Origin of the sequence: Anaeroplasma bactoclasticum (assembly GCF_003550015.1) — a bacterium.
Taxonomy (GTDB): Bacteria; Bacillota_I; Bacilli_A; order Acholeplasmatales; family Anaeroplasmataceae; genus Anaeroplasma; species Anaeroplasma bactoclasticum.
This window is the reverse complement of the sequence record NZ_QXEV01000008.1, coordinates 42,841-62,449: the sequence shown is the minus strand read 5'-3', so window position 1 is coordinate 62,449 and position 19,609 is coordinate 42,841. Positions and strand designations below refer to the sequence as shown.

Sequence of the window (19,609 nt, the reverse complement as noted above, 5' to 3'; positions counted from 1 at the left end):
ATTGTTTATTATTTTATTATAGATATTTTGTGCTTCTTAACATATTTTATAGCGAATACTAATGAAACAATAAGGATTGTTAAGAATATAATTGCCATATATAAATACATTTGGAAATCTAAATATATAAATTCTTTACCCTTAACTTGGCATCTAACTAATTCTTTAAAGAATACCTGGAATGAATATACACCAACAAGGCCAGATCCAACAGATAAGGATACGAATAATGCTAAATCTGTTGATTTGTTTTCTTTTAATACTTTATATAATGCATAAGCACCATAAGAAATTAAAACTATACCCAAAATAAATCCCATTGCATAATTTTGATTAAATGTTATATCCGATTCATAAATTGTTGTGCCATCATTCTTTTCATAACCATATTCTCCGGATAAGGATGAACTTTTAATAAATAAAACTAAGAATACTGTAAATGCAGTAAGTCCAAGTGCTAAAGCGATAATGGAAATGATTAAACTACGCTTGTTGTACTTCATTGTCATTATCCTCCTCTATAGATTCTGCCTCTTTTTTATAGTCTACATCAAGTAGGAATGGAGCAATTTTTGCAATAATGATCATAATAGTTGTACATAAAATGATATTAGGGATACAATATGTTCCATTATAAACGAAAGAGAATAGCATAGAACCACTATCAATTCCAGCAAATGGCTTTGAAGTATTTAACCAGAAATAGCCTGCAGCAAAATGTGCTAAGAATTTTAATGTACCACCAATTACTGTACCAACAATTATCCAAATAAGCTTAGTTTTAAAATCTTTACCTTTAGCATATAATGCAGCAAATGCACCTGCAAAGCCTACTAAGAAATATGCTAAAACATAATCTAAGGATACCTGAATGAATGGTGCCATTACCTGCATAAATTCATTTGTGAAGTTCTTTCCTGTTACAGCATAAACGCCACCAGACATTTGAACTGTACCAACAATTAAACCACATAATAATCCTGGTAATAGTCCTCTTCTATAAGCAATTACAAAAATTGGAACCATCGCAATACCAATAGATCCCCCATTAGGCCATACGCCTTTAAACCAAATTCCTTGAAATAAATCAAGTACATAAGCGATTGCTGCAAATATAGCAATTTCAGCAAGCACTCTTATCGAAAACTTTTTTGTTTTCATTTTTTCCCTCCTTAAAAAAACAAAAAATGTCCGCTAGGACATTGCTAAAAAAGGATAATAATAAGTATATATAAAATACCTTCACATTATTCCCTACGCTAGCATTACCTAGATCAGGTCAAGGGTCTATAACTTAATATACTCTCAGCCTTTAAGGCTCCCCTTAATATGACAGTTGATATTATATTCCTAAATCGTTATAAATTCAACAAAAGATGAAAATGAATTTATTTATTTTAAAATAACCAGAAAAAAACGACACCAAATGGTAAATTTGATGTCGTTTAGTCATTTTTTTAAATATCTAGTACGTAAATTGCAGCGTCTTTTCCACCCATTTTACGAATAGGATGATCACTTGGTAAGTCACATTCTTCTAATAATTTCATACCAAGCATATCGCAGGTTGACTTAATTTTTACATTGTCCTTAGCGCAGGTTACAGAAATATATCCCATATTATGATCCTTAGCTAATAATAATAAAAGTCTAGTAGCCTTATATGCGAAATGTCTACCCTGATATCTAGGCTCAATTTCACATAAGATATTACCATAATAATATAATTCATCATTATGTCCTACTCTAAGCTCGCATGTACCCACTTTATCTCCATCACAATTTAAAATGTCAAAATAATAAACAGGTGCTCCACCAAACTTTTCTACAGCTTCAACTGCCTCACGAAGTCTTAATTCTACTTCTGCATTTTTTAAATATTTTGTGTTCTTAAATTCCATAAATTTCTCCTTCGATATTTACATCCCGACTGTTATTGTATCACTATCAGTGTTATTTTGCAAGCGTTTTCAATTGTTTTTAAAAGAAAACAGGCCTTTTTATAACAAATTGCCTGTTTTGTTATTATTTATCTTCGTCTGTAGAAAGAATTGCTAAGAAAGCCTCCTGTGGTACTTCTACTGTACCAATTGCCTTCATTTTCTTCTTTCCTTCCTTTTGCTTTTCTAGAAGCTTCTTCTTTCTTGAAATATCTCCACCATAGCACTTAGCTAAAACATCTTTACGAAGTGCTTTAATATCGCTTCTTGCGATAACCTTATGGTTGATTACAGCCTGAACGGGAACCTCAAATTGTTGTCTAGGGATAATTTCTTTTAGTTTTTCAACTAAGATTCTACCTCTATCATATGCAAAATCCTTATGAACAATAATGGATAAGGCATCGATGACATCACCATTTAGCATTACATCCATTTTTACAAGCTTAGATGCTTCATAATCACCAATTTCATAATCGAAGGATGCATAACCCTTTGTATAGCTTTTTAGCTTATCAAAGAAATCATAAACAATTTCAAGTAGTGGCATATTATAATGGATTACAGCTCTAGTTTCTTCTACATACTGCATATTGATAAATAATCCACGCTTCTTTTGACATAAGTCCATTACAGCACCAATATATTCTGTTGGAGTCATAATTGTAGCCTTTACAAAAGGCTCTTCAATATGATCTAGTTTGGATGCTTCTGGTAATTCAGATGGGTTATCTATAGATATCATAGAGCCATCAGTTAAATATACATGATAGTTTACAGATGGAGCTGTTGCGATTAAATCTATACCAAATTCTCTAGAGATTCTTTCTTTTACAATATCCATATGTAATAAGCCTAAGAATCCTGTACGGAATCCAAAGCCTAAGGCTTGGGAGGTTTCTGGTTCATAAACTAAGGATGCATCCGATAATTTCATTTTATCTAAGGCATCATGTAAGTCCTGATATTGTTTAGAATCAATGGGATATAATCCACAGAATACCATTGGATTCATCTTTTTATAGCCTGGAAGAGGCTCTAAGGCTGGATTATCGCATACAGTAACTGTATCACCTACATGAACTAAATTGATATCCTTAATGGAGGCTGTAATATATCCTACATCACCTGCCATTAAATAATCTCTTTCAACTTCTTTTGGAGTTCTAACACCAAGCTCTACTACAGTATACTCTGCACCTGTAGCCATAAAGCGGATTTTATCTCCTCTTTTAATGATACCCTCTTTAACACAAACAAGTACCACAACACCACGGTAAGAATCAAATGCACTATCAAAGATTAGTGCCTTTGCAGGAGCCTCTATATCTCCTGTAGGTGCAGCTACATAGCTTACAACCTGTTCTAATACATCTCTTACACCAACACCAGTTTTCGCTGAGGCAAGTACTGCTTCATATGCAGGAAGTCCTATAACATCTTCTATTTCATGCTTTGCACGCTCTGGGTCAGCACTTGGTAAATCAATTTTATTAATTAATGGTAAAATCTCTAGATTATTATCTAATGCTAAATATACATTTGCTAGTGTTTGTGCTTCAACTCCTTGAGTTGCATCTACTACTAAAATTGCACCCTCACATGCAGCTAAAGATCTAGATACTTCATAAGTGAAATCTACATGACCTGGAGTATCAATTAAATGGAATTCATATTCAATTCCATTATTTGCTTTATATTTTAAAGATACAGCATTTAATTTAATTGTGATTCCTCTTTCTCTTTCGAGTTCCATAGAATCTAATAGCTGATCTTGCATTTCTCTTTCTTCAACAGAATCACAAATCTCTAAAATTCTATCGGATAGAGTAGTTTTACCATGGTCAATATGGGCAATAATACAGAAATTACGAATCTTTGTTTGACGTTCTTTTAGCTTCTTAATATCAAATTCCATATATTTCACCTCACATTCAAAAGTATTGTACCAAAATTACTTTTAATTTTCAATTAAAAAAGGCTCCAAGAGCCTTTAAAATAAAGTAGTAGTCTATAAGCCATGTTCCGTACCATAAAGGCGGTAATCATTTATCTAAGGTTTCCCTTCCTCCTCATACCTTCAGTTCGGTCTTGGAGACTCCCCTACCAAAATTTGGGTTTCTAGCTTGTGGGGTTTACCAACGTTTCACCCTTTTGTTTCCAAAAGTATCGTTTCTGTGGCACTTTATGAATCATCACCATATCAAAGACTTAGGCTAGATTCGCCGTCACCTTGCGGTGCCTGGCCTTATTTATTAAGCCAGCGCAAACACTACAGGCATCGCAGCCTGTGCTAGCATGGACTTTCCTAACATTTCTGCTCGATTACCCAACTACCAAAAGTATTATACCAATATTTAAAAAATTATCAACTATAAAATTCTTATACAATTTTTATATAACACTCTTATATTATTATTAAGGGTACACAAATTTAAAAAATATGCTATAATTGTCTTAAATTTTTAAGAAATGGGGTGGATTTATGCCAATTATTATTCCAAAGGATATTCCGGCTTATGATGTTTTAAGAGATGAGAATATTTTCGTCATGTCCAAAAATCGTGCAGACACCCAGGACATTCGTCCCATTGATATATTAATACTAAATTTAATGCCAACAAAGATTCAAACAGAAACACAGCTTTGTAGGCTCCTTGCAAACTCATCCTTACAGGTAAATTTAACATTGATTTCACCTAAATCTCATGAGTCTAAAAATACGAGTGCTTCTCATTTGGAGAAGTTTTATACAACATTTGATAAAATCAAGGATAAAAATTTCGATGGTATGATTATTACAGGAGCACCTGTTGAACATTTAGAATTTGAAGATGTAGATTATTATGATGAATTAAAAGAAATCTTTGAATTTACTAAAACGCATGTAACATCTACAATGTTTATCTGTTGGGGAGCTCAAGCAGCACTAAACTACTTCTATGGTATTAAGAAGTATCCTTTATCTGAAAAGCTATTTGGTGTTTATAAGCATAAAAAGGCAGTAATTCATGAAGTATTATTAAATGGTATTGATGATATCTTCTATGTACCACAGTCTCGTCACACCTACAATAAGGAAGAAGACTTATTATCTTGTAAAGAACTAATTCCTTTATGTACATCTAAGGAATGTGGAACTACTATTTTAAGATCTAAGGATAAAAAAAGAGTATTTGTCCTAGGACACCTAGAATATGACAAATACACTTTAAAGAGTGAATATGAAAGAGATTTAGTTAAAAATCTTCCAATTCATGAGCCATTAAATTATTTTAATGAAGATAAAACTGATGTTGATGTATTATGGAGATCAACAGCAAATATCTTATATTATAACTGGTTAAACTATTATGTATACCAGATTACACCATTTGATTTTAAAAATCCTAAAATCAAATATTCTGAAGAATAAGCCACATTGTGGCTTTTTTTATTGCTTTATAAACTTCATCCGTAAGAAATACTTGAGAATATTTTTTTATTTCGCATTCACATCACCATAGCAATAAATATTAACATATGTATTACATTTAATAGCAAGTTCAAAAATATCAACAAATTTTCTTAATAATGTAATAAATCTTTCATCATCGGTGTTATCAATTAATAATCTTGTTATTTCTAATCCTTTAGGTAATTTTTCATTACTTATATCTTCGTTCTCATATAAATCGATTAAGCAATTGCATTCAACATTTAAAAAATCGAAATATTTCTTATTCTCTAAATATCTATAATCATCACTAGAAAACTCAATTATTTTTAAATTATTAGCTTCAAGCTCTTGCCAATTTTCTAATTCATATATGCCTTTTTCATTTAGTGGGATATGAATTCTCATAATTATTTTACACCTTTCTTAATTTGGATTTTAAAATGCTTAATTCTTCAAATAAAAATCACGTTCCTATACATAAAAGAGCACTCAAACGAGTGCTCATAAATTATTCTTTAATAGAATCTAATGCCTGTTTAACATCAGCGATTAAATCTTCTTTATCTTCAATACCACAAGATAAGCGGATTAATCCTGCAGGGATACCTGCAGCTACTAATTGATCATCAGTTAGCTGACGATGTGTAGATGTTGCAGGGTTTAAGCAGCAGCTTCTTGCGTCTGCAACATGAGTTTCAATTGCAATTAGTTTTAATGCTGCCATAAACTGGCTTGCAGCCTTTCTACCACCCTTAAGTTCGAAGGATACAACACCACAGCCACCCTTAGGTAGATACTTTTGCGCTAGTTCATAATACTTACTAGATTTTAAACCAGAATATGAAACAGATTTAACTCTTGGATCAGCCTCTAAGAATTCAGCCATAGCCTGAGCATTTTCAACATGACGAGCCATACGTACATGTAAGGATTCTAATCCTAAATTTAATAAATATGCATTCTGAGGAGATTGAATAGAACCAAAATCTCTCATTAACTGAGCAGTACATTTTGTAATAAATGCACCTTCCTTACCAAACTTCTCTGCATATGTAATACCATGATAAGAATCATCTGGTTCACATAGGCCAGGGAATTTATCCTTATGTGCCATCCAATCAAATTTACCAGAATCAACAATACATCCACCTACAGCTGCACCATGACCATCCATATATTTTGTTGTAGAATGAGTTACGATATCTGCACCCCACTCAATAGGTCTACAGTTTACTGGAGTTGGGAATGTGTTATCCACAATTAGTGGTACTCCATGCTTATGTGCAATTTTTGCCCACTTTTCAATATCAAATACAGTAAGTGCAGGGTTTGCGATGGTCTCACCGAAGCAAGCTCTTGTATTTTCTTTAAATGCAGCCTCAATTTCTTCTTCAGTTGCATCTGGAGAAACAAATGTAACATCAATACCCATCTTCTTCATTGTAACCGCAATTAAATTAAATGTACCACCATAAATAGATGATGATGAAACAATATGGCTTCCGCATTCACAAATATTAAATAATGCGAAGAAGTTTGCAGCCTGACCAGATGATGTAAGCATTGCTGCACAACCACCTTCCATATCAGCAATTTTAGCTGCAACAAAATCATTTGTTGGGTTTTGAAGTCTTGTATAGAAGTATCCAGTAGCCTCTAAATCGAATAGCTTACCCATATCCTCGCTTGAATTATATTTAAATGTAGTAGACTGAATAATAGGAACCTGTCTTGGTTCACCATTTCCTGGACGATATCCAGCCTGTACGCATTTTGTATTAATTTTAAAATCACTCATTTTCATAATCCTCCAAGTATTATTTTATATCATAAAATCATTCATTTTCAAAACAATTATTTGAATTTTCTTTCATTTTTTGTTTTTTTCTTTCCAACATACCCCGAATTAAAAATATTGTAAAGAAAATAAAATCAATTATTACTAATAATAAGAAAGTTACACATCGAAATAAGATAACTGCAAGGTTGACAGCATCTCCCATAAATGTAGAATATACAGTTATAAATGAAAATTCTGCTGTACCAATTCCACCTGGGGATGGAATAATATTTGTAACATAGCTTGATGCTTGACAAAGTAAGAAAGAATACATATATTCTTCTATCTTAAATCCATTTTGAGTTATCAATAAATATATTATATAAGGTAATCCAAAGGATAATAGCATAAAGCATACATAGGCTAGATAGGATGGAATATTATATTTAATATTTGCCCACATCCTATTGGCACTTATTTTATAAATTTCCATCTTTTTTTGTTTTTCTAAAACAAATTCTTCACTATCAAATTCCTTTTTAAATTTCTTCAATATTTTAACTTCTATTTTAAGTATAAATGCTTGAAATCTTAAATTATACATCATTAACATTAAAGCGGTAAAATAGCCTACATTTGTTCCAATACCAATTAAACAAAAGATAAATAATGGAACATTATAATCTCCAATTTTTAATGTTGAATTTGTAACTAAAGAATATATAAAGAATATAGTATATAAAACAGGTAATGTTGTAGAGTATATTATTTGATTTGTTGCCATGACAGAAATGTTTTCTTCTGTATTAAATCCTTTTTTCTTTAAATAATATCCAATCATTGGGAAATGGGCACTCTTCCATGGTGTAACATTAGAACCTAAATTACCCATAAAATATAAGCCATAGGCTTGTCCATATTTTGAATCTGGTTTGATTAGCTTCATATTTCTATAAATAATAAAGCAGTCCATGCTAACATAAGAAAATAACACTAAAACAATGGTTAAAAATCCCCACCATTTAACCCTACCAATTTCCTTTACACTAGATAGGACATTTGAGGAGATTAAATAGAATATAGTTAATCCTGTTACGACTAAAAAGAATATTACATTAAATATTATCTTCTTCTTTGACACATTAAAACCTCCTCTTAATAATATTCTACAATTCTTTATAGAATTGTAAAGAAAAAACGATGTGACATTTGCCACATCGCTAAATCTTATTCTTCTTCTTTTTTAGAGAATCTCTTTTGCGCATCCTTTAATGCATCCTTACGAGATAAGTCAATCTGACCCTTCTCATTTACACCGATGCACTTAACGATGATTTCATCACCGATAGATACAACATCCTCTGGCTTTTCAACTCTTTCAAGTGCAAGCTTAGAAATATGACATAAGCCTTCAGCACCTTCCCATAAGGAGCAGAAAATACCATACTTTTCAATACGTGTAACCTTAGCTGTGTAAATTGCGCCAACCTCAGCCTCACGAATAGAATTCTTAATGTACTCTAAGCAAGCCTTAGCTGTTGCCATATCCTGATGCATTACGAATAAGCGTCCATCCTGCTCAAGGTCAATCTTAACATTATCAAACTTCTCAATTGTAGCATTGATTGTCTTTCCACCAGAACCGATAACATCCTTAATCTTATCTGGGTTAATTCTTGCCATAACAACCTTTGGAGCATATGGAGATAACTCAGGTCTAACCTCAGCAATAGTTGTTGCCATATGGTCTAGAATCTGAAGTCTACCCTTCTTAGCCTGTGCTAATGCTTCTTTTAAAATCTGGTATGTAATACCCTTAATCTTAATATCCATCTGTAAAGCAGTAATACCATCACGAGTACCAGCTACCTTGAAGTCCATATCACCTAAGTGATCCTCCATACCCTGGATATCTGTTAATACAGTATAATGCTCATCATCTGTCATGATTAATCCCATTGCAATACCTGCAACTGGAGCCTTAATAGGTACACCTGCAGCCATTAAAGCTAATGTACCAGAACAAATTGTAGCCTGGCTAGATGAACCATTAGATTCTAAAATCTCAGATACAACACGAATGGTATATGGGAATTCATCCTCAGATGGAATTACATAGGATAATGCACGCTCACCAAGTGCACCATGACCGATTTCTCTTCTACCTGGAGCACCATATCTACCAGTTTCACCTACAGAGAACTGAGGGAAATTGTAGTGTAGCATAAATCTCTTATAGGATTCATCAGATAAGCCATCAATAATTTGATTATCATTTAATGAACCTAAGGTTACAGTACCTAAGGACTGTGTCTGACCTCTTGTGAATAATGCACTACCATGAACTCTAGGTAATACATCTACTCTTGAGGATAATGGACGAATCTCATCAACAGCTCTTCCATCAGGTCTAATCTTATCAACAGCGATCATTCTTCTTACTTCGCCATGTAAGATTTCATCAAGTGTATATTGTACATTCTTTAAATATAATGCCTTAGCCTCAGTATCCTCAACCTTAATATCACCTAAGTCCTTAACGAATACCTTCTTGCCAAATTCCTCTAATGTATCTTGATTAACCTTGTCGATGGCAGCATATCTTTCAAGCTTATCCTCAACACGGATAGCCTTAATCATATTCTCCTCAGCATAAGCCTTAACTGCTGCTTCGATTTCAGGATTTACTTGGAATAATGTAGGAACATACTTTTCCTTACCACATTCCTTAACAATCTCCTGCTCGAATTCACATAATCTTTGAATTTCAGCATGACCAAACTTAAGTGCCTCCCACATATCATCCTCAGATACGAATCTAGCACCAGCCTCAACCATGTTAATTGCAGTATGTGTACCTGCAACAGTTAAATTAATATCAGAAACCTCTAGCTGCTCTGGAGTTGGGTTGATGATTAATTCACCATTAACCTTACCAACAACTACACCAGCGATAGGTCCTTCGAATGGGATATCAGAAATCATTAATGCAATAGATGAACCTAGCATTGCTGCCATTGCAGTTGTGCAATCAGGATCACTAGATAATACTGTATTAATTACTTGAACCTCATTATTAAATCCTTCTGCGAATAATGGACGAATAGGACGGTCAATTAATCTAGAAACTAATGTTTCATGCTCAGTTGCACGACCTTCTCTTCTTAAAAAGCCTCCAGGAATCTTTCCTGCAGCATATAATTTTTCCTGGTATAAAACCATTAATGGGAAGAAGTCAGCAGTGGATGCAACATTGTTAGATACAGCACAGGATAAAACTGTTGAATCACCATACTTAACTAAGCATGCACCATTTGCCTGTTTTGCCACTTCTCCGATTTCAATAACAAGTGGACGACCAGCCCAATTGTATTCGAAACGTTTAACTTCACTCATGTTAAATTTTTCTCCTTAATTTACTCTTCTATCTTTTTTAATCTCAAACATATTAATTATACCACACTTAAGATAAATTGAAAGCAAAAATCAAAAATTAAACTTATATAAGTTTTACCAAAGATTTTATATAACCAAATTTTATAATATGTATCATTTTTATAAATAGTATTTATATAGAAAAAGCACCAGCAAAATGCTGATGCCATACTTCATATTTAAATATTACTATTTTAAAGAATCCATCTTCTTCTTCAATAAATTAATACTTACATCAAAGATAATAATGATAACTACAAGTAGAATAAGCCAAGCTAGAATCGTTGAAAAATCAAGCTCAAGCTTCGCATTATTAATGATTAAGCCTATAGAATTATTCAAGCTACAAATGTATTCTGCCATAACCATTACCTTTACACCTAAGCTTATACCCTGAAGTAGGGTAATAAGCATAGGAGATATTGCAAGTGGTACATAGATTCTAGTATATTTCATGTATCTTGGGCCAGGGAGTAAGGATAATTCAGCTACGATATCCTTATCTATAGATAAAGCTTGCTTCACTCCTTCATATACTACAGGAAATACGACTAAAAAGCATACAATATAGGGTATAATTTCTTTATTTTTGAATAATAATATGTATAAATAAACTGATACAATTGCGAATGGACATGCTTTAATAATAAACATAATCGGATTCACAATATCCACATTGTATTTAAATACATAATTAATAAAATGAATGAGTAGACTAATTAGAAAGGACACAACTAAAACGATTAGAATTTTACCGAGCAAAGAAAGTAATAATAAAGCGTCCCTTGAGCCTAAAACTCCACCCAATTTCATAAAAATATCATTAATTCCAGGGAAAAAGATATCATCTTGATTCAGGATAGTAAATATTTGATAAATAATGATGAGTAAAATAATGACAGATACAGATATTCCAATATGCTTATAGGAAGAATTCTTCATTTGGAAGCTTGTCTCCAGCCTGTTTTCCAAATCCTAAATCAATCATATACTGAAGGTACTCATTTACAGCTGCAACCTCTTTATCATGATCCATAATAATGAAATGACAATTAGGAATTGCCTTTGTTAATGCAGCCTCACCTAAAGTCTCAAAGGATTTGTGCATAGCTACTGCCTTCTTAGCAGTATCCGCAGGTTTTTCTACTGCATCCTTAACACTATTTACTAGCGCATCAACTGCATTTAATACCTTACTATCCTCTTTTGCTTCTTTTTTAATAAAGATACCAGCCTGAGGATAAGAATCCTTACCTGTTACCTTCTTATATTCATCCTGTAAATCAATTACATTAATGCCCTTTGCATCCTTAATCTTAGAAATTGCTGGTTCTGCAGTAATTACATATTCTGCAGTACCTGCAACAAGAACTGAATTTGCAGATGCAACATCATCTACATATTCAATTTCAACATTTAAACTCTTTTCCTGAATTAATATTTTAGTAAGAATATCTGGTGTAGAATTCTTACCAAATACAACAAGCTTTTTGTTGTTAATATCCTCAAATGAAGTTAATTCAGCCTTAGAAGCTAAGAATAAATTACCCCATACGAAGGTTTTAGCTAATACATAATTCTCGTTTGTATTATAGAATTTTGCACCTAGGTTTACTGGTGCAACAATAACATCATGGCTCTTTGTACCAAATGCAGCAACAAGCTGATCTGCACCATTTACGATTTCAAAGGATGCACCATCTACACTATCATAATAATTTGCCAAGCCTAGTGCAGGGGTACCAGATGGACAAATGATAGATACAGGTGTTTCATCTACTGTAGTTGTAGGTACTACTGTTGTTGTTTCTGAAGTTGTAGGTACTACTGTTGTAGTTTCATCCTTCTTTTCTGTAGTTGTATTTGCTTCATTACCACAGGAAGCAAGTAAGCCGATAGCGGCTAATCCAAATAATATTCCAATTCTTTTCATGTTAAAATCTCCTTTTTCTATTGCCTTATTATTATACACAATTTATAATAAATATAGTGTGATATTTGTCACGCAAGGAGGCATTTATGAAAACAAACGATGTTATTAGAACCTACTTAAATCAATTGATTTTAAATAATGAAATAAAGCCAATAGAATATAAGTCAAAAGAGATTATTTTTAAAGAAGGTAGTCCTTGTAAATATGTTTGCTTTATCCTAGATGGAGAGGTTGAAATATCTACTCTTTCCTATAATGGTAGCCAAGAGGTTATAAGCCTAGTAGGTAAAAATGAGTTTTTTGGCCAATATATCCTTTTTCAGCCTAATAGTAAATATCTAGGTGATGTTCAAGCAAAAGGACCTGTAAAGCTTATTAAAATATCTAAAGCCTCTCTTTTAGAATACCTTAGTAAAGATAAGGATTTACTAGAAGCGTATATTTCTATAATTTCAAACGAATCCTTCAATATTAAGCAACAGGTTAAGCTATTATCGCATAAGAATGCACTAGATCGAGTTATCTTTTATTTAGATTTGATATCTAAAAATAATATATGTATTATTGATTCTGTTTCCTCCTTAGCTAAGGAGGTTAATCTACCAAGAGAAACTGTATCTAGAATTCTATCTAAGCTTGAAAAGGAAAAATACCTAATAAAAGAGAAAAATACAATTCATATTTTATAGAACACAAAAACAGCTCCAAATATCGTTGAAGCTGTTTTTTCAGTAATATCTATATTTAGGGGGATGACTATTAGCCATCATAATTCAAGGATATTTTTTATATAGCTTTATCCCACAAGTTTTTTATAGTGCCAATCATTTATAATTATTGAATTATATAATAAAATTATCAAATAATAATATGTAATAGAATAGGATAATTCTATCCTTTAATAAATAATATTAAGATTGAAAATGTTCGTTGTTTTTTTTACTACAAATTAATTATAACGAACAAGGTGGTACAACTCGAATTTGATAGTTCTAAACCCTTTTTGATAGGTTAATCCAGCAAACTGGACGAACACCTATTTCAGTTGTATTGACAATGCGAAGGGACAAATCACCATCTATATCAACATATTGAGCAGATGAGCGATAATACTCACTAAAAGAACGCAACCACCAATAACTATATCCAACATAATCATCTGATTTTGCTACATAGAGACCTTGACATTTAGCATACTCTGATCCATTAGCTTGCCGTGCATCATTTGATGTATAATATGATATTGCTTCGCTACTTGATAACAAAAATATTTTATCATTTGTATTATCACATGAATAATTACTTGACTTGTATCCAGCCGATTTAAAAGTATTATCTACTAAAGTTGTTTCTACCAATGATTTTTGTAAATCATTAAATGCAGTATTATAGAATGTTTCATTTAAAAATTTTCTTATTTGTGATAATTCATAATTGTTAGCATATCCATTCCCACCATTATGTTCAAATTGCAAACCGTTATCATTTGGATGATATTCTTGAGAATCTAGTATTAGATTAGCTATTATTAACGCTTTACCATTTTCTTCTTTTAATATAGTCCATTCAATCGGGTCATAACTGAACCAATAGATTTTGGCACCCTCATATCCATTTTGATATTGGTCTATATATTTTGTATAAATTTCAAATTTATCATCACAATGTTTTGGTCTATACCGATTGATATATACACCCCTATAGTCATACGTTCCATTATTATCTATATCTATATCCTTATAATACATAAAATCGCTTTGTGATGACGAAACATAATATTTATAACTTGTCCATGTTAATTCGTCAAATGTAAATGATATAAGTCCATTGTCTTCTGTTGCCTCTATTTTTTTCTGAGGATATGTGCCAAATATAATTTTATTTTCATATCTCGAATAAGGCGCAAAAGTAGTTTTAATTGTTATATCTCTTGCAGGAACATCAAATTCATATCTATTACCAATATATACTACACCATCATTTCTTTCCCACATTATTATATTTCCTAATGGAACGTTTTCTGCAGTTAAATGAATTTTTCTACCATAATCAACTTCAAGTCCACTTGTAATACCTGAAATAGAAACCTCTTCTATTGTATTATCAATTGTAATTTTATATGAATTTATTTCAAAATGTGCCGTAAAACTTTTATTCCCAATTGAATTGTGTTCGATTGTTAAACCTTTTGTTGGAACTTGAATATCGCTTGTTGTCCAACCCAAGAATGTATAGCCTGTTTTTTCTATATCATTTAATACTATAGTATCTGATTCGAAATTATATGTAGTCGGATTAGAATTGTTATCACTTCCGTTAAGATCATACAAAATATCATAATTTATCAAAGTATAAAATGATTTCAATCGAATATTTGCAGAGTGATTTTCAAAGTCAATACTATAACCAACTAATTCCCATTTAATTTCATAACCTTGTTTTATGGTTGTTACACAATCTAGCGAATAAGATACATTCGTCTCTCCTGAAATACTTTCTATACATTTAATTCCTTTTTCATACTCTCCTGAAGCAAATGCATTATTCGCATCAAGCATAATAATTTTTTGTTTTGAATCTGAATAATCCATACTTTCCAAGATTTCTCTTGCTTCATTGTATTTGCCTTCATTAATCAAATTCAACGCATTATTATACTTATTACTTGGTATAATCCATAGATTCAACAATAAAATAAAAAATAAAATAGCTATAGTGGCTATAGAACTACTAATTATTCCTATTTTTATAAACTTCTTTTTCCTTAGTGACTGATTTATCCACTTTTTTTGTTCAGCTAAGCAGTTAATATAATAATCTATATTTTCTCCACTATTACTTGCAGCATTTATTGTATTATTATACTCTTCTAAAGTGTCAATTAAAGTATTTTGATGAATAAGCTCTTCATTATCTAAGCATCTTAATTTGGATTGTAATAATTCCCAATAAGCTTTGTGGTCATTTGGATTATTAGAACAAATAATAGAATAATATCTATCTGAATACCCCCATAACTTATTCTTATGGCATACCATTGCCATTTGTTTTATGTAATTATTATAAATGGCACATGCATCTTTATTATTCTCTATCAAGTAATCAAAGATTGTAAATATTTCAGAACATGGATTATCACAACAATATTTAAATAATTGATTTACAAATTCGTTTTTAAAACTATAATCGTATTTCAATAAATACCTTATCCAATATAATGCTGATGAATATGATTTCTTATTTAAATTTTCCAAAGTATATAAAGAACAATCTTTTAGAACTCCATTAGAAACATCCGACGATACTCCATTTATAATGTCATCGATTCTATTGATTCTCTTTTCATCTTCGAATTCCTTTAATAATTGATAAAAGGTACTTTTATTATATTTTATGCATAAGTCAAAAATATAATAATCATAATCAATATTGGAGATTAATTTATATTGTTTAAAATATTTATTAGCAATATCAAATAAGCTCTCTTCAAGAGCTTTTTTTATGATGATATTTAATTTATTTTTTAAAGTGATTGGATCATTAGATAAATACTTTATTGCAATATCAATAATGGATATTGAAGCATCATCTTTTAAACTATCGATATTTGTTATTAAGAAATTATGCAATTCAAAAACTAAAGGTGAATTATATTCACAAATGAATTTATAAGCACATAATATGGAACTATTATCATTATTAATTTCTTTCTTACAATATGAAGCAATTAAAGATAGTATTTCCTCTTTATCACTCTTATTTGCATATTCTATATATTTTGTTAACAATTCATATTCAACAATATTGTTAAACTGAGCACTAAAGAGTTCACTAAAAGAATTCTTTTTGTTTAAACAAAGTATTTTCCCCTTTAATGCGACTATATTATTGGGATCTTTATCTAATACTTTTTCATATTCTTTTTGTGCAGACTCATAATCTAAACTTGAAAAATATGAATTTGCAACAGCTAAAGCACTTTTTCCTTTAGATGAAGGCTTTGAATTTGAATTAGTATTAATCGTTTTATTCTTATCGGAATCAATCAAACTATTATCAGTTTCCTCAATAGGTTTATTTTTAGCATCTTCTATAGCATCATTTGAAACTCTCTTATTGTCTTTTAAAGCTTGCATATACTCTTTTATTTCATATAAGCTGTCGGCTAATTTTGACTTTGATAATAGTGTACTAACCTCTTCAGCTCTTTCTTTTAATACATTATAGACATCTAAAATCTGTTTATTATTGGTTGCAAGATATAGTATATTGATAGCTAATAAGTTTAAGTCTATAATTTCAGGCTTTATTCTAGATGTAACTAAATAATCTAAATTACTTAAAAAATTCTTAGTACTAGATTCATCATGGATAAGTTTTGTTGATTTATATCCATCTGAATCCAATAATTGTTCAAACTTATCCATATTTCCTCTTGAGGCATATGCAAAATATTTTCTTATAATTGGGTCAACTGCTTTATAAAAATTATATTCTGAATTAAAGGATTCTCTTAATCTCGCATTCGCAAAATCAAGTGCTCGATTTAAATCAAATTCACATACAATATCATTTAAATTAATATTTGCATAATCCCCATTTTCTGCTAAAAAAAGATAATAAAACCATTCAGCATTTTCAGAATCATCCTGTAATTCTTTTCTTAAAAGCTTCATAGCTTCATCATAAGATTCATTTTTAAATAGTAATTCGATATCACGTCGAGTCATAATTATCACGCTCCAAAATCATAATAACTATTTACATATCTAAAAAAATATGTTGGTTTTCAACAAGTTAGGAGTGGTTTTTACTTAAAACTTTATAACTATAGGTTTTGCTGTAAAAGAAGAGATTGTTGCAGTACCTGATTCAAAATATAATACTTCTGTATTATCATCATTTTCATCATACATGCCTCTTAGAGTAGGATATTTATCAAGCATTGCTTTTTTAACTTCTACTCTTTCATCTCTTTTTAGTTTTCCTTCAACTCTTATCCATTTACCATCCTTAAATGCTGATACTTCAACATTTGGATTAGATGCAATTTGTTTAGATACATTTTTTACTTTACCAGTTTGGATATATAAATGATTCTCATATAGCATAATAGTACCAAAAGGTCTAACCTTTGGTTTATCCTTATCTATTGTTGCTAAAAAATATGTACCACAATCCTCTAAAAATTTTAATACTTCTTCCATAAAATCGCCTTCTTTCTTGTATAAATTATATCATAATTGTTTAAAAAAAGTGCTAACCAATAAAGGTTAGCACCAATTTTTTATAAAGAAATTACTTCTTTTCAGGATATCTTTCTCTATTCTTATTGTAATGAGTATGTAATAACTCATGAGCAACATGAGAGTTTGGCTCACCTAAGAACTTCTCATATAATTCCTTAATCTGTGGATTATTATGAGACTGACGTAATACCTGTCTTTCGTCCTCAGAATATAATGCTTGAGCTCTCTTAGCTCTATATGTCTCGTAGATATCATCATCCTCATTTGGCATTAGCATTGGCTTAACGAATGGCTGACCACCACCATTAATACATCCGCCAGGACAGCACATAATTTCAATGAATGTATATGGGCTTGTTCCTGCCTTAATCTGGTCTAATAATACCTTAGCATTCTTCATACCAGAAGCAACTGCAACCTTAATCTTAGCTGCGCCAAGATCGATTTCAGCTTCCTTAATGCCCTCAAGACCACGAACTTCAGTGAATTCGATTGGTTCTCTTTCCTTACCAGATAATACCTTGTAAGCTGTACGAAGTGCAGCTTCCATAACACCACCAGTAACACCGAAGATTACACCTGCTCCAGTATAATCGCCCATGATGTCCTGATCATATTCTTCATCTGGTAACTTAGTGAAGTTAATACCACTTCTCTTAATTAATCTTGCAAGCTCTCTAGTAGTTAATACGCAATCTACATCACGTAATCCATTAACTTCCATCTCAGCTCTATCCTTTTCATGCTTCTTTGCAGTACATGGCATGATAGATACTGTGAAGATGTCCTTTGGATCAATACCCTTTTCCTTTGCAAAGTAAGACTTAATGATAGCACCCTGCATCTGGTGAGGAGACTTACAGCTGGAAAGATTATCTAATACTTCTGGATAGAAATATTCTGCATAGTTAACCCAACCTGGAGAACAAGAAGTAATCATTGGTAGAGCTCCACCATTCTTGATTCTTCCTAATAACTCTGTTGCTTCTTCCATAATTGTTAAGTCAGCACCAAAGTTTGTATCATATACACGGTCGAAGCCTAAACGATGTAAAGCTGCAACCATCTTTCCTGTTACAGGAGTACCAACTGGTAAGCCGAACTCTTCGCCTAATGCAGCACGTACAGCTGGAGCTGTCTGTACAACAACAAACTTACCAGCCTGCATAGCCTCATCAACCTTAGAGATTTCGCTCTTTTCCATTAATGCGCCAGTAGGACATACGTTTACACACTGACCGCATAGTAAACATGGAGATTCATTGAAGCTTCTGTTTCCAGCAGGAGCAACAAATGTCTTAAAGCCTCTCTTTTCAAAGCCTAAGATACCAGTACCGTGTGCTTCAACACATCTCTTAACACATCTACCACAAAGGATACACTTAGATGTATCACGAACGATAGATGAACTTAAGTCGTCAACAAAAGTTTGGCTCTTTTCACCAAAGAACTTACCTTCTCTTGCACCAACCATCTGAGCTACATGTAATAACTCACAATGACCATTCTTGTCACACTGCTGACAGTGGAAGGAATGGTTAGATAAAATTAATTCAACAGAAATTCTTCTTGCCTTAGTTGCCTTTGGAGAAGAAATCTTAATTTCCATACCCTCAGAAACTGGGTATACACAAGCTGCAACTAAGCCTCTAGCGCCTGTAGCCTCAACAAGACAAACACGGCAAGAAGCTAAAGAGCACTCGTCCTTATTAAAATTACATAGGGTAGGAATTTCATATCCGCATTTTCTAGCAGCCTCTAAAATAGTTAAGCCTTGCTCAACCTGATAAGGCTTGCCTTCAATTTTAATATTAATTAAAGCCATTTTTTCCG

General features: G+C 31.8%; 15 protein-coding genes, 1 other RNA gene and 1 riboswitch. Of the genes, 2 read left to right on the top strand and 14 right to left on the bottom strand.

Annotated features, from left to right (window positions below):
* Positions 1-8 precede the first annotated feature (8 nt).
* The 5 genes from EI71_RS05005 to rnpB all read right to left on the bottom strand — a co-directional run bounded on the left by EI71_RS05005 (position 9) and on the right by rnpB (position 4,277).
* The gene (locus tag EI71_RS05005; RefSeq protein WP_119016156.1) at positions 9-503 is read right to left on the bottom strand and encodes a hypothetical protein; all 495 of its coding nucleotides are present in this window, start codon (positions 501-503) and stop codon (positions 9-11) included.
* Positions 484-1,161, bottom strand: coding sequence for an energy-coupled thiamine transporter ThiT (gene thiT, locus EI71_RS05000; RefSeq protein WP_119016155.1), 678 nt, complete (start codon positions 1,159-1,161; stop codon positions 484-486). The genes EI71_RS05005 and thiT overlap by 20 nt, the downstream gene beginning before the upstream one ends.
* Positions 1,162-1,233: 72 nt before the next feature.
* Positions 1,234-1,335: riboswitch (TPP riboswitch) on the bottom strand.
* Positions 1,336-1,457: 122 nt separating this feature from the next.
* Positions 1,458-1,901 (bottom strand): tagatose-bisphosphate aldolase, encoded by a 444-nt coding sequence (locus tag EI71_RS04995; protein WP_119016154.1) that lies wholly within the window; start codon positions 1,899-1,901, stop codon positions 1,458-1,460.
* A 124-nt stretch (positions 1,902-2,025) separates the two neighbouring features.
* The gene (gene lepA / locus EI71_RS04990) at positions 2,026-3,858 is read right to left on the bottom strand and encodes a translation elongation factor 4 (protein WP_119016153.1); all 1,833 of its coding nucleotides are present in this window, start codon (positions 3,856-3,858) and stop codon (positions 2,026-2,028) included.
* A 91-nt stretch (positions 3,859-3,949) separates the two neighbouring features.
* Positions 3,950-4,277: RNase P RNA component class B (gene rnpB / locus EI71_RS04985), an RNA gene on the bottom strand.
* A 148-nt stretch (positions 4,278-4,425) separates the two neighbouring features.
* On the opposite strand from rnpB, the gene EI71_RS04980 reads away from it, so the two are divergent.
* Positions 4,426-5,355, top strand: a complete 930-nt coding sequence (locus EI71_RS04980; RefSeq protein WP_119016152.1) for a homoserine O-succinyltransferase — start codon at positions 4,426-4,428, stop codon at positions 5,353-5,355.
* A gap of 66 nt (positions 5,356-5,421) precedes the next feature.
* Here EI71_RS04980 and EI71_RS04975 read toward each other — a convergent pair whose 3' ends face one another.
* The 6 genes from EI71_RS04975 to EI71_RS04950 form a co-directional block, all read right to left on the bottom strand.
* The gene (locus EI71_RS04975) at positions 5,422-5,784 is read right to left on the bottom strand and encodes a hypothetical protein (protein WP_119016151.1); all 363 of its coding nucleotides are present in this window, start codon (positions 5,782-5,784) and stop codon (positions 5,422-5,424) included.
* Positions 5,785-5,887: 103 nt separating this feature from the next.
* Entirely contained in the window at positions 5,888-7,177 is a 1,290-nt protein-coding gene (locus EI71_RS04970; protein ID WP_119016150.1) for an O-acetylhomoserine aminocarboxypropyltransferase/cysteine synthase family protein, read from the bottom strand.
* 37 nt (positions 7,178-7,214) lie between these two features.
* The gene (locus tag EI71_RS04965; RefSeq protein WP_162849783.1) at positions 7,215-8,300 is read right to left on the bottom strand and encodes a lysylphosphatidylglycerol synthase transmembrane domain-containing protein; all 1,086 of its coding nucleotides are present in this window, start codon (positions 8,298-8,300) and stop codon (positions 7,215-7,217) included.
* An 86-nt stretch (positions 8,301-8,386) separates the two neighbouring features.
* Positions 8,387-10,555, bottom strand: coding sequence for a polyribonucleotide nucleotidyltransferase (gene pnp, locus EI71_RS04960; RefSeq protein ID WP_119016148.1), 2,169 nt, complete (start codon positions 10,553-10,555; stop codon positions 8,387-8,389).
* Positions 10,556-10,783: 228 nt separating this feature from the next.
* On the bottom strand, positions 10,784-11,536 hold the full coding sequence (locus EI71_RS04955) for a hypothetical protein (RefSeq protein ID WP_119016147.1): 753 nt from the start codon (positions 11,534-11,536) through the stop codon (positions 10,784-10,786).
* On the bottom strand, positions 11,517-12,527 hold the full coding sequence (locus EI71_RS04950; RefSeq protein ID WP_119016146.1) for an MqnA/MqnD/SBP family protein: 1,011 nt from the start codon (positions 12,525-12,527) through the stop codon (positions 11,517-11,519). The genes EI71_RS04955 and EI71_RS04950 overlap by 20 nt, the downstream gene beginning before the upstream one ends.
* Before the next feature lie 86 nt (positions 12,528-12,613).
* On the opposite strand from EI71_RS04950, the gene EI71_RS04945 reads away from it, so the two are divergent.
* Positions 12,614-13,216 carry a Crp/Fnr family transcriptional regulator gene (locus EI71_RS04945; protein ID WP_119016145.1) on the top strand — a complete coding sequence of 201 codons (603 nt, stop codon included), beginning with the start codon at positions 12,614-12,616 and terminating at the stop codon, positions 13,214-13,216.
* A 303-nt stretch (positions 13,217-13,519) separates the two neighbouring features.
* On the opposite strand, the gene EI71_RS04940 is transcribed toward EI71_RS04945, so the two are convergent.
* The 3 genes from EI71_RS04940 to EI71_RS04930 all read right to left on the bottom strand — a co-directional run bounded on the left by EI71_RS04940 (position 13,520) and on the right by EI71_RS04930 (position 19,601).
* Positions 13,520-17,257 (bottom strand): DUF6273 domain-containing protein, encoded by a 3,738-nt coding sequence (locus EI71_RS04940; protein WP_119016144.1) that lies wholly within the window; start codon positions 17,255-17,257, stop codon positions 13,520-13,522.
* Between the two features lie 84 nt (positions 17,258-17,341).
* A complete protein-coding gene (locus EI71_RS04935; protein WP_119016143.1) occupies positions 17,342-17,734 on the bottom strand; it encodes a pyridoxamine 5'-phosphate oxidase family protein in 393 nt (130 codons plus the stop codon).
* Between the two features lie 91 nt (positions 17,735-17,825).
* Complete coding sequence (locus tag EI71_RS04930) at positions 17,826-19,601, bottom strand: NADH-dependent [FeFe] hydrogenase, group A6 (protein WP_119016142.1); 1,776 nt, start codon at positions 19,599-19,601, stop codon at positions 17,826-17,828.
* Between the last annotated feature and the right edge of the window lie 8 nt (positions 19,602-19,609).